Below are 12158 nucleotides of genomic sequence, written 5' to 3'. Positions count from 1 at the left end.
CTCTGTGGGCTGCCGCCCGGCGAGCGCGACCTGCCCGCGAGGCCGGTGCGGCCAGTGCCGGGCGCCGCAAGCCGGCCGGCCGCGGCGCGTGGGGCAGGCAGGCGCGAGCCCCCTGGGGCCGGGGGCCGTCAGGCGGCGATCTCGGCGTGGGCCGCGAGAAGCATGGCGGGGTCGGGGCTCTCCAGTACCGCCGGTCGGGCCAGGCCGTCGAGGACGATGAAGCGGAGGCGGTCGCCACGCGACTTCTTGTCGATCCGCATCGTCTCAAGCAGCCTGGGCCACTGGTCGCCGCGGTAGGTGACCGGCAGGCCGACCGAGGAGAGGACCGCGCGGTGGCGGTCCGCCGTGGCGTCGTCGAGCCGGCCCGCGATGCGACCGAGTTCGGCCGCGAAGACCATGCCGACCGCGACCGCGGCGCCGTGCCGCCAGGCGTAGCGCTCGTTCTTCTCGATGGCGTGCGCCAGCGTGTGGCCGTAGTTGAGGATCTCCCGCAGCCCCGACTCCTTCAGGTCGCTGGCCACCACCTCCGCCTTGACCCTGATGGAGCGCTCGATCAGCTCCGCCGTGTGCGGGCCCGCCGGCGTCCGGGCCGCCTCCGGGTCGGCCTCCACGAGATCCAGGATGGCCGGGTCGGCGATGAAGCCGGCCTTGATGACCTCGGCCAGGCCCGAGACGTAGTCGTGCACCGGCAGCGAGTCGAGCGCGGCCAGGTCGCACAGCACGCCGGCCGGCGGGTGGAAGGCGCCCACCAGGTTCTTGCCCTCGGCGGTGTTGATCCCCGTCTTGCCGCCGACCGCCGCGTCCACCATGCCGAGCACGGTGGTGGGGACCGCGATCCACCGCACCCCGCGAAGCCAGGTCGCGGCGACGAAGCCGGCGAGGTCGGTGGTGGCGCCGCCGCCGACCCCGACGATCACGTCGGACCGGGTGAAGCCAGTCTGACCGAGCGCCGTCCAGCAGTAGGCGGCGACCTCGGCGCTCTTGGCCTCCTCGGCGTTGGGGAGTTGGATCGCGATGGCCTCGTACCCCTGGTCCGCCAGGTCCTGGCGGAGCACCTCGCCCGTCTCGGCCAGGGCCTCGGGGTGCAGCACCGCGACCCTACGGGCGTCCTTGCCTATCAACCCCGGCAGCTCGCCGAGCAGTTGGCGGCCGATCAGCACGTCGTAGGGGGCGTAGCCGGAGGTGGCGCCCACCGTGATCCTGGTGGGGGCGTCGGCTGGGAGAGTCATGCTGTCGTGAGCTCCAATACGTCGAGGACCGCCTGGGCGACCTCCTCGGGCGTGCGGTCGGCGGTCTCCACGACCGCCCTGGCCACCTCCGTGTACAGCGGCCGGCGCTCCTCCATCAGGGTGCGCCACCGCTGCCTCGGGTTGACGGCGAGCAGCGGGCGGGCGGTGTCCAGGCCCACCCGCTTCATGGCCTCGCCGAGCGAGACGTCGAGGAAGATCACCGGCCGGCCGGCGAGCAGGGCGCGGGTGGCGGGGTCGAGGATGGCGCCGCCGCCCAGCGACAGCACGCCGTCGTGCTCGGCGAGCGCCTCGCGCACGGCCGCCGCCTCCAGCGCGCGGAACCGCTGCTCGCCGTCCTCGACGAAGATGTCGGCGATGGGCTTGCCCGCCTCCCGTTCGACGTCGGCGTCCGTGTCGCGGGCGGCGACGCCGAGCCGCTGGGCGAGGAGCGCGCCGATGGTGGACTTGCCCGAGCCCGGCGGGCCGACCAGCACCACCCGGGGACCCGCCGCTCCGGCGCTCACCTGATCTCCAGGTTGGTCAGGAAGCCCTCGACGTTGCGCCGGGTCTCCCGGACGCTGTCGCCGCCGAACTTCTCGGCCACCGCGTCCGCCAGGACCAGCGCCACCATGGCCTCGGCGACGATCCCGGCCGCCGGCACCGCGCACACGTCGGAGCGCTGGTGGTGGGCCTTCGCCGGCTCGCCCGTGGTGACGTCGACGGTGGCCAGGGCGCGCGGCACGGTGGCGATGGGCTTCATCGCGGCACGCACCCGCAGCACCTCGCCGGTGCTGAGCCCGCCCTCGGTGCCGCCGGAGCGGCCGGAGGAGCGGCGGATGCCGTCGGGGGTCCGCACGATCTCGTCGTGGGCCTTGGATCCGGGGACGCGGGCGAGGTCGAAGCCGTCACCGAGCTCGACGCCCTTGATGGCCTGGATCCCCATGAGGGCCGCGGCGAGACGCGCGTCGAGCCGGCGGTCCCAGTGGACGTGCGAGCCGAGACCCACCGGCACGCCGTAGGCCAGCACCTCGACCACTCCGCCCAGGGTGTCGCCGTCCTTGTGCGCCTGGTCGATCTCGGCGACCATCGCCTTGCTCGCGTCGGCGTCCAGGCAGCGCACCGGGTCGGCGTCGAGACGGGCGGTGTCGCCGGGCTCGGGCAGCGAGCCCTTGGGGGCGCGGGCGGCGCCGAGCTCGACCACGTGCGAGACGATCTCGATGCCGGCGGTCTCCTTCAGGTAGGAGCGGGCCACCGTGCCGAGGGCCACCCGGGCCGCGGTCTCCCGGGCCGAGGCGCGCTCGAGCACCGGCCGCGCCTCGTCGAAGCCGTACTTCTGCATGCCGGCGAGGTCGGCGTGGCCCGGCCGTGGACGGGTGAGCGGGGCGTTGCGGCCGCTGTCGGCAAGCTCCTCGGGGTCCACCGGGTCGGCCGCCATGACCTTCTCCCACTTGGGCCACTCGGTGTTGCCGACCATGATCGCCACCGGGGATCCCAGGGTGCGGCCGTGGCGCACGCCGCCGAGGAAGGTGACCTCGTCGCGCTCGAACTTCATCCGGGCCCCGCGGCCGTAGCCGAGCCTGCGGCGCGCCAGCGCGTCCGCCACCATGTCGGTGGTGACCGGCACGCCGGAGGGCAGCCCCTCCAACGTCGCCACCAGTGCCGGACCGTGCGACTCTCCCGCCGTCAGCCAGCGCAGCCTGCTCAACGGTGCTCCTTCGGACTCCTCGATCTCACCGCCGGCCCTGCCGGGCCGGCACCCCCGATCCTGCCATGCCGGCGCGACCGGTCCCGAGCTGTCTGAACCCCGAGACGCACAGCGCGGGCGATTAAGTCCCGGTGCCGACCTAATCCCGGCGAATCCCGGCGGCCGGCTGTCGGGCGGCCTTCCTCAGCCGGCGGCGAGCGCCACCTCGCCGGCCGCCCGCATCTCCTTGAGCGGCCCCGGGGCCACGCCGGTCATCAGCTCGAACTGCAGCACGGCCTGGTGCACCAGCAGGTCGAGCCCGCCGAGCACCCGGCCCCCGCGCGCCGACCAGGCGGCGGCGAGCCGCGTCGGCCAGGGCTCGTACAGCACGTCGAAGAGGGTGCCGGGGGCCGTCGGCACTGCGTCGGCCAGCGCGTCGGCCGCGCCCGCCGGGGTGGTGGCGATCACCAGCGGCGCGTCGAGGCCGCGGTGCGCCTCGGCCCAGTCGGCGACGAGCACCGGCAGCCCGAGCCGCTCGCCGAGCGCCCGCATCTCGGCGGCGCGCTCGGGGCCGCGCACGTAGGCGGTGACCTCGCCGTCGCAGAACTGGGCGAGCGCGGCGAGCGCGGAGGAGGCCGTAGCACCGGCGCCGAGCACGGCCGCCCGCTCGACCCGGTCGACGCCCCGCTCGCGCAGGGCGGCGAGCAGCCCGGGGATGTCGGTGTTCTCGCCGGCGCGCCGGCCGTCCGCCGTGAACACGACGGTGTTGACGGCGTCGACGGCGGCGGCCGTCGGGCTCACCTCGTCGAGCAGCGGGATGACGGCGCGCTTGAGCGGCATGGTCAGCGAGAGGCCGGCCCACTCGGGTCCCAACCCGTCAAGGAAGGTGGCGAGTCGGCGCTCGTCCACCTCGAACCGGCCGTAGCTCCAGTCGTCCAGGCCGCAGGCCGCGTAGCCGGCGGCGTGCAGCGCCGGCGAGAGCGAGTGCGCGATGGGCGAGCCAAGGACGGCGGCCCGACGGGCGGTCGAACGCGGTGCCATCAGCCGTCCCCCTGGTTGGCGGCGTTGAACTCCTCGACGTTCCGCTCGTGTTCTGCGAAGTCGTCGGTGAAGCGGGTGTCGCCCTCGGTGACCGTCACGAAGTAGAGCCAGGGGCCCTCGGTCGGGTTGAGCGCGGCCTCGATCGCGTCGTGGCCCGGGTTGGCGATGGGTCCTGGCGGCAGCCCGAGCTCCCGGTAGGTGTTGTAGGGCGAGTCGAACTCGGTGTCGGCCAGCGAGGTGTCGAGGGTGGAGCGCCCCATGGCGTAGTTGATGGTCGAGTCGAACTGGAGCATCATGTCCTGCTCGAGACGGTTGTAGATCACCCGCGAGACCTTGCCGAACTCCTCCTCCGTCTGCCCCTCGGCCTCGATGAGCGAGGCGACGATGAGGATCTCGCGAGGCGTGCGGCCGACATCCTCGGCCTGGCCCTCCAGGTCGATCTCGGCGAACTCGGCCTCGGCCCGGTCGACCATGGCCCGCAACAGGTCCTCCGGCGTGGTGTCCTCGCCGACGTCGTAGCGGGTGGGGAAGAGGAAGCCCTCCGCCTCGCCCTCGGCGAAGTCCGGCAGCCCCAGGTCGGCGGTCTCCGCCACCTCCGCCGTAGTGCCCTCCTCCAGGCCGAGGCGCTCGTCGATCAGCGCGTAGATCTCGGTGGCGCGCCGCCCCTCCGGGATGGTGAACGTGCTGAGCGAGGCCGGGTCGAGCATCAACGCCATGGCCGAGGCCGCCGACATCTCGAGGCGCAGCGTGTAGACGCCCGGCTGGAGCGACTGGCCGTCCTCGCCCGCCGCCTCGACGAACGCGTCGGCGCTCGCCACCACGCCGGCGTCACGCAGGATCACGCCCATGCGGGAGATGGTGGAGCCCTCGGGGATGGTCACCTGCACCTCGTCGGTGCCCTCCCCGGCGAAGTCGGGGGCCGGGCCGAACCGGTCCTGGTACATGCCGTAGCCCACGTAGGCGACGCCGCCGAGGGCGCCGAGCACCAGCACCCCGGCCACCATGCAGCCGACGCCACCGCGCCGCTTCTTCTTGGGCTTGTCGCCGCGCCGGGCGCGCTTGTCGTCCTCGGCGTCCGACCAGCCCTCGTCGTCGCGCCGGGTGAAGAAGTCGGCCTCGCCCTGGTCGGGGCCCGGGTCCCAGCCGGTCTCCGGGTCGGGGCCCGGGTCCTCGCGCCGGGGCGCCCGGTCGCCGCCGGCCGGTTGGGCCGCGTTCTGGGGCGTGGCGCCCTGGGCGGTGGGGTACCCGTCCTGGCCCGCGCCGCCGTACTGCTCGTCCCGCGCCGGGTAACCGCCCTGGGCGTACGGGTCGTGGCCGCCGTGCGGCTGGGCCGCGTAACCCTGCTGCGCGGCGTACGGGTCCTGGTACTGCCCCCGGTACTGGCCGTCACCGTAGCCGCCCTCCGGCTGGTGGCCGTGCTGCTGGTGCCCCTGCTGCTGGTTCGCGTAGGGGTCGGCGGCGTGGTACTGGCCGGAGTTGTCCCAGCCGCCCTGCTGCGCGTACTGCTGCTGGTGGTCGTAACCCTGCTGGTAGTACGGCTGTTGCTGCTGCCCCTGCGGGTGCTGCCCCTGGTCGCCGTACTGCCCGCCGTACTCGTCCCAGGTGCCGTGGCCCTGCGGGGCGGGCTGGCCGCCCGCGGCGTCATAGGCGCCGGACCAGCCCTGATCCCCGTAGAGCGGATCCTCGGGGTACCACGGCTCAGAGCCGGAGCCCCGGCCATACTCAGTCATCGATCCCCTTGTGACGCGAGGCGGCAGTCCGCATCCCCCGAACCCACGGCTGCCCTGTCGGTGGCGAACGTTACCGTACCGCGATCAGACAACCACTTCGACGCACTGCCCCGGCGGGCGCCCCGAGGAGCGCTCGCTCTCCAGCGCGTTCTGCAGGATGACCACGGCCGCGGCCTGGTCGATGCGCGACCTGCCCTTCTTCGCCGACACCCCGGAGGCCCGCATGGCACGCGCCGCCGTGACGGTGCTCATCCGTTCGTCCACCAGGCGCACCGGCACCGGGGCCACCCGGCGCGCCGTCTCCTGGGCGAACGCCCGCACCCGGGCGGCGGCCGGGCCCTCCCCGCCCGCCAGCGAGCGGGGCAGCCCGACGATCACCTCCAGCGGCTCGTACTCGGCGACGAGCTCCGCCAGCCGCCGCTGCGCGGCTGGGACATCGCGCCCCGGCACGGTCTCCACCGGAGTCGCGAGGACCCCGTCGGGGTCGCACGAGGCGACCCCGATCCTGGCCTCGCCCACGTCGACGGCGAGCCGCCGGCCACGCCTCATCAGGCGGCTTCCGCGACCAGCCGCTCGACGGCGGCCAGCGCGTCCGCCACGGCCTCGGGGTTCTGGCCACCGCCCTGGGCCACGTCCGGCTTGCCGCCACCGCCGCCGCCCAGCGCCTTCGCGGCGGCCCGCACCAGGTCGCCGGCCTTCAGGCCACGCTCCCGCGCGGCCTCGTTGGTGGCCACCACGGTGAGCGGCCGCCCGCTCACCACCGTGAACAGCGCCACGACGGCGGGTCGGTCGCCGGGGATGCGGCCGCGAACGTCGAGCACGAGCCTGCGCAGGTCGTCGGCGGTGGTGCCGTCCGGCACCCGGCCGCTGGCCAGGGCCACGCCGCCGACGTCGCGGGCCTCGGCGGCCAGGCCGCCGGCGGCCGCGAGTACCTTCTCGGCGCGGAACCGCTCGATCTCCTTCTCGGCCTCCCGCAGCCGGCCGAGCATCCCGGCGATCCGCTCGGGCAGCTCCTCGGGCCGGCCCTTGACCAGCTCGGTCAACTGCGAGACGACGGTGTGCTCGCGGGCCAGGAACCGGTAGGCGTCGGCGCCGACCAGGGCCTCGACGCGGCGCACGCCGGAGCCGATGGAGGACTCGCCGAGCAGCTTGACCAGGCCGAGTTGGGCCGTGTTGTGCACGTGGGTGCCGCCACACAGCTCCTTGGAGTAGTCGCCGATGGTGACCACCCGCACCCGGTCGCCGTACTTCTCACCGAACTCGGCGATGGCGCCCTGCTTCCTGGCCTCGTCCATCGACATCACCTCGGCGGTGACGTCGAGTTCGCGGGCCAGCACCTCGTTGATCTTCTGCTCCACGTCGGCGAGCACGGTGCCGGGCACGGCGGTCGGCGAACCGAAGTCGAAGCGGAAGCGGCCCGGCGAGTTCTCCGAGCCGGCCTGGGCGGCCGTCGGGCCGAGCGCGTCCCGCAGCGCCTGGTGGGTCAGGTGGGTGGCGCTGTGGGCGCGGGCGATGGCGCGGCGCCTGGCGGTGTCGATGGTGCTGTGCGCGGCCGCGCCGACGGTGACCTCGCCGACCTGGACCACGCCCTTGTGCACGATCACCCCGGGCACCGGCTGCTGGACGTCGCGCACCTCGACCACGGCGCCCGAGTCCAGCCTGATCCGGCCGGTGTCGGCCAGCTGGCCGCCGCCCTCGGCGTAGAACGGGGTGCGGTCGAGCACCACCTCGACGTCGTCGCCCTCGACGGCGGCGGGCGAGGAGACACCGTCCACCAGGAGGCCGACGACCGTGGCCTCACCGGCGGTCTGGGCGTAGCCGATGAACTCGGAAGCGCCGGCGGCGTCGGCGACCTGCCGGTAGGCGGAGAGGTCGGCGTGGCCGGTCTTCTTGGCCCTGGCGTCGGCCTTGGCCCGGTCCCGCTGCTCCTTCATCAGGCGGCGGAAGCCGGCCTCGTCCACGGTGAGGCCCTGCTCGGCGGCCATCTCCAGGGTGAGGTCGATGGGGAAGCCCCAGGTGTCGTGGAGCAGGAACGCCTTGTCCCCGGGCAGCACCGAGGAGCCGGCGGCCCTGGTCTCGGTGACGGCGGTGTCCAGGATGTTGGTGCCGGCCTTCAGCGTCTTGAGGAAGGCCGCCTCCTCGGCGAGCGCCACGGTCTCGATGCGCTTGCGGTCGGTGAGCAGCTCCGGGTACTGCTGCCCCATCGTCTTCAGCACGACGTCGAGCAGCTCGGCGACCACCGGGCCCTCGGCGCCCAGGATCCGCATGTTCCGGATGGCGCGGCGCATGATGCGCCGCAGCACGTAGCCGCGGCCCTCGTTGCCCGGGGTGACGCCGTCGCCGATGAGCATGGCGGAGGTGCGCAGGTGGTCGGCGACCACCCGGAGCGAGACGTCGGAGTCCTCGGCGGCGCCGTACCGGACGCCGGTGAGCTCGCCGGCCTTGTCGATGACGACGCGCAGGGTGTCCGTCTCGTACATGTTGTGGACGCCCTGCAGGATCATCGCCAGGCGCTCGAGACCGAGCCCGGTGTCGATGTTCTGCGCCGGCAGGTCGCCGAGGATCGGGAAGTCCTCCTTGCCCTCGCCCGGACCGCGCTCGTACTGCATGAAGACCAGGTTCCAGATCTCCACGTACCGCTCGTCGTTGACGGCGGGGCCGCCCTCGGGCCCGAACTCGGGGCCGCGGTCGTAGTTGATCTCGGAACAGGGGCCGCACGGGCCCGGCACGCCCATGGACCAGAAGTTGGGGCCCATGCCGAGGCGCTGGATCCGCTCTGACGGCACGCCGACGACGTCCCGCCAGATCCGCTCGGCCTCGTCGTCCTGCTCGTAGACGGTGATCCACAGCCGCTCGGGGTCGAGACCGTAGCCGCCGTCGGCGACCGAACTGGTCATCAGCTCCCAGGCGTAGCGGATGGCGCCTTCCTTGAAGTAGTCGCCGAAGGAGAAGTTGCCGCACATCTGGAAGAAGGTGCCGTGCCTGGTGGTCTTGCCGACCTCCTCGATGTCCGGCGTGCGGACGCACTTCTGCACGCTGACGGCGCGCGGGTAGGGCGGAGTGGCCTCGCCGAGGAAGTACGGCTTGAACGGCACCATGCCCGCGTTGACCAGCAGCAGCGTCGGATCGTCCGCGATCAGCGACGCCGACGGGACAACGGTGTGCCCGCGCTTCTCGAAGAAGCTCAGCCAGCGGCGGCGGATTTCAGCCGACTCCATCAGTGGTCCTCATTTCGGGAATTCGGGACGTGTCTCGGGTGACCGGGCCGAGCTCGGCCCGGTGCGCCGCCGGGGGGAGGGCGCGGCCGGGAACGGCGGTCTCACCGTGCTCGATGCCCAGGGCCTCGGTGAGCTCCCGCTCGCGCTGCGCCATGCCGGCGCGCACGTCGAGCGCGAAGCCCCTGACCCGCTGGCCGGCCGCGACGGCGCGGTCGGCGGCCCGGACGGCGAGGCTGTCGGGCGCCAGACCGCGCAGGGTGCGCTGGACCTTGGTGGTGGCCCAGACACCCGCCGCTGCGCCCGTGGTGAACCAGAAGGCTCGGCGGAACATGGCCTGATCACTCCTCTCGCTTGCGGCGCCTGGCCGCGGGGACGGGCCGGCCGCGCACAACGGTGCGCCGAGCGGGCGGCGGGGTGCCGCCGCGCCGGGCGAGCGCCTGGCGCACCCCGTAGCCGAAGGCCGCGACCTTGACCAGCGGCCCGCCGAACGTGGCGGCCACGGTCGAGGAGAGGGCCGAGGCGTTGGCCGCGACCTCCTGGACGTCGGTGGCGATGGTCTCGACGCGGTCCAGCTGGCTCTGCGCCGAGCGGACGGTCGTGGAGGCCTCGCCGAGCAGCGGGACGGCCCGCTCGGTCACCGCGGTCACCAACTCGGTCGCCGCGCGCAGCGCCTGGGCGAGCCGGAAGAGCGCCACGGCCAGGAAGGACACCAGGATCGCCCAGAAGACGGCCACCAGGAGGCCGGCCACTTCGCCACCGGACACGACGCACCGCTTCCCTCGGATGGGTTCCCTGCACGAATCCGACACGCCGGCGCCGCGAGCCCGTCGGGGAGCGCGGCGCGGTCCGCGCCGGCCGCCGCCCACCCGGGACAGAGATTCCGTGTCCATCGTGCGGCGACGAGGCACGACCCTATCGCGCCCGGCGGCCGGCCTCCTACCGCATTACCCCGCTTCTGCCAAGGGCCGGCACGCGCGATTGTACGTTCTGCATATCCGCAAGTACGCTGCGTGGTTATGTCAGGCTTTCAGGGCCCCGAGCCTGCCGCTCGGGAGACTCCCAGGACCGGCCGCGCGGGAGGCAACCTTCCCGCCGAACTGACGGCCTTCGTCGGCCGCGTCGCCGAAGTGAACACGTTGAAGCGACAGTTGGCCAGGCATCGGCTGGTGACCGTGACCGGCGTGGGCGGCGTCGGCAAGTCCCGTCTCGCGCTCCGGGCCGCCCGCGAGGCCGGAGAGCGCTTCCCGCACGGCGTCTGGCTGGTGGAGCTCGGGGTGGTGCGCGATCCCGAGCTGATGGAACACGCCGTCGTCGAGGCGCTCGGGATCACCGACCACTCGGGGCGGGCGCCGATCACCGTGCTCGCCGAGCACCTGGCCGACCGACGCCTGCTGCTGGTGCTCGACGGCTACGACCACCTCGTCGAGCCCGCCGCCGCCCTGGTGCACGAGCTGCTGCGCCGAGCCCCCCGGCTGCGGGTGCTCGCGGCGGCGAGGCGGCCGCTCGGGGTGGCGGGCGAGCGCCTCGTGCCGCTCGCCCCGCTCCGCGCCCCCGCGCCGCCGGAGGCGGAGGGCGACCCGATGCCGCTCGACGAGGCGGCCGAGCTGTTCGCGGAGCGGGCCGCGGCAGTGCTCCCCGAGTTCGAGGTGGACGGGGCCAACGCGCGGCTGGTCGGTGAGCTCTGCCACCGGCTCGACGGCATCCCACTGGCGCTCGAGCTGGCCGCCGGCCGGCTGCGGACGCTCTCGCTCGTACAGATCCTGCACCGGCTCGACGACCGCTTCCGGCTGCTCGTCGGAGGGGCGCGCGGGGCGCCGCCGCACCACCAGACGCTGCGCACCGCCGTCGGCTGGAGCCATGAGCTGTGCAGCGGTCCCGAGCGGCTGCTGTGGGCGCGCCTCTCGGTCTTCGCCGGCCACTTCGACCTGGAGGCCGCCGAGTACGTCTGCTCGGGCCCCGACCTGCCGGCCGAGGACGTCCTCGACGTGCTGACCGAGCTGGTCACGCAGTCCGTGGTGAGCCGGGAGGACGCGCCCTCCGGCGTGCGCTACCGGATGCTCGGCACGCTGCGCGCCTACGGCGAGGACTGGCTGGCGGCCAGCGGCGAGGCGCGCCGGCTGCGCCGCAGGCACCGGGACTGGTGCACGGGCCTCGCCACCTGGTGCGAGCTCGAGTGGTTCAGCCCCCGGCAGGCGGAGGTCGCGGCCCGCGTCGACGACGAGCTGCCCAATCTGCGGGCCGCGCTGGAGTTCGCGCTCGACGACGAGGAGGACGGCAGGTTCGGTCTCTACCTGGCGGCCACCCTGTGGTTCTGCTGGGTGGGCTGCGGCCGGCTCGCGGAGGGCAGGCACTGGCTGCACCGAGCGCTCGAGACCGGGACGGACCACGAGGAGACCCGGCTCAAGGCGCTGTGGGTGGCCGGCTACGTGGCGGTGCTCCAGGGCGACACGGTGGCGGCGCTCACGGTGCTGCACGAGTGCCGCGAGGGCGCGGAGCGCACCGGGAACGCGCGGGCGGTGGCCTACAGCGTGCACCTGACGGGCTGCGTGGCGATGATCGGCGATGAGATGCCGCGGGCCGAGAAGCTGTTCCGCGAGGCGCTGTCCCGCTACGAGGAGATCGGCGAGCTCAACAGCAACGTGCTGATGGGCCGGTGTGAGCTGGCCATGGTCGTGGCCTTCCAGGGCGACCTGGCGGGGGCCCTGGCGATCTACGAGGACGTGCGGCAGGCCTGCGAGGACCACGGGGAGCACTGGGCCAGGGCCTACGCGCTCTACGGCCTGGGGTACGCGGCCTGGCAGCGGGCCGAGACGCTGCCGGCCAGGGAGTTGGTCGAGCAGTCCCTGCGGATCTCGCACGCCTTCCAGGACCCGGTCAACACGGTGCTGGCCATCGAGCTGCTCGCGGGGATCACGGCGACGGAGGGCGACGTTGCGGAGGCGGCGGTGCTGCAGGGCGCGGCCGCCCGGCTGTGGCGCTCCGTGGGGATGCCGCTGTTCGGCTCTGACTACTTCAACTCGGCGCACGTCATCTGCGAGCGCCAGGTGCGGGAGCGGTTGAGCCCCGCACGGTACCAGCAGTGCCTGCGCGAGGGCCGCCTGCTTGACGCGGACGCCGCGGTGTCGCGGGCGCTCGGCGGGCACGGCGCCGCCGCGGGCCGCCGTGCGGCGGTGCCGGGCGGCCGGGGCCGGGCCTCGCTGGCCGAGCACCCGGCCCGGCTGCCACTGCCGGCGGTTCCCCGCTCCGAGGGCGGGGA

General features: G+C 74.1%; 10 protein-coding genes. 1 reads left to right on the top strand and 9 read right to left on the bottom strand.

From position 1 onward, the window contains the following. Positions 1-128: 128 nt before the first annotated feature. The 9 genes from aroB to E1265_RS24590 all read right to left on the bottom strand — a co-directional run bounded on the left by aroB (position 129) and on the right by E1265_RS24590 (position 9666). Positions 129-1229, bottom strand: a complete 1101-nt coding sequence (aroB, locus tag E1265_RS24630) for a 3-dehydroquinate synthase (protein ID WP_132933196.1) — start codon at positions 1227-1229, stop codon at positions 129-131. Further along, on the bottom strand, positions 1226-1753 hold the full coding sequence (locus tag E1265_RS24625) for a shikimate kinase (RefSeq protein ID WP_132933195.1): 528 nt from the start codon (positions 1751-1753) through the stop codon (positions 1226-1228). Before E1265_RS24625 ends, aroB begins: the two co-directional genes overlap by 4 nt. Continuing rightward, positions 1750-2934: a chorismate synthase gene (gene aroC, locus E1265_RS24620; protein WP_132933194.1), complete on the bottom strand. Its 1185-nt coding sequence runs from the start codon at positions 2932-2934 to the stop codon at positions 1750-1752. The genes E1265_RS24625 and aroC overlap by 4 nt, the downstream gene beginning before the upstream one ends. Positions 2935-3117: 183 nt before the next feature. Further along, entirely contained in the window at positions 3118-3954 is an 837-nt protein-coding gene (locus E1265_RS24615; RefSeq protein ID WP_132933193.1) for a shikimate dehydrogenase, read from the bottom strand. Beyond that, positions 3954-5684 (bottom strand): endolytic transglycosylase MltG, encoded by a 1731-nt coding sequence (gene mltG / locus E1265_RS24610; RefSeq protein ID WP_132933192.1) that lies wholly within the window; start codon positions 5682-5684, stop codon positions 3954-3956. Before mltG ends, E1265_RS24615 begins: the two co-directional genes overlap by 1 nt. An 84-nt stretch (positions 5685-5768) precedes the next feature. Then, positions 5769-6233 carry a Holliday junction resolvase RuvX gene (gene ruvX / locus E1265_RS24605; protein WP_132933191.1) on the bottom strand — a complete coding sequence of 155 codons (465 nt, stop codon included), beginning with the start codon at positions 6231-6233 and terminating at the stop codon, positions 5769-5771. After that, the gene (gene alaS / locus E1265_RS24600) at positions 6233-8902 is read right to left on the bottom strand and encodes an alanine--tRNA ligase (protein ID WP_132933190.1); all 2670 of its coding nucleotides are present in this window, start codon (positions 8900-8902) and stop codon (positions 6233-6235) included. Before alaS ends, ruvX begins: the two co-directional genes overlap by 1 nt. After that, positions 8889-9233 (bottom strand): DUF6167 family protein, encoded by a 345-nt coding sequence (locus E1265_RS24595; protein ID WP_132933189.1) that lies wholly within the window; start codon positions 9231-9233, stop codon positions 8889-8891. Before E1265_RS24595 ends, alaS begins: the two co-directional genes overlap by 14 nt. Positions 9234-9240: 7 nt before the next feature. Then, the gene (locus tag E1265_RS24590) at positions 9241-9666 is read right to left on the bottom strand and encodes a DUF948 domain-containing protein (RefSeq protein ID WP_132933188.1); all 426 of its coding nucleotides are present in this window, start codon (positions 9664-9666) and stop codon (positions 9241-9243) included. Between the two features lie 252 nt (positions 9667-9918). Between E1265_RS24590 and E1265_RS24585 the strand changes: the two genes are divergently transcribed. After that, a partial coding sequence (locus E1265_RS24585) for a regulator (RefSeq protein WP_132933187.1) occupies positions 9919-12158 on the top strand: 2240 nt, incomplete at its 3' end.

The sequence above is a fragment of the Streptomyces sp. 8K308 genome (assembly GCF_004348315.1).
Lineage (GTDB): Bacteria > Actinomycetota > Actinomycetes > Streptomycetales > Streptomycetaceae > Streptomyces.
The sequence above is the reverse complement of the archived record's forward strand: the minus strand, read 5'-3'. Positions and strand labels throughout refer to the sequence as shown.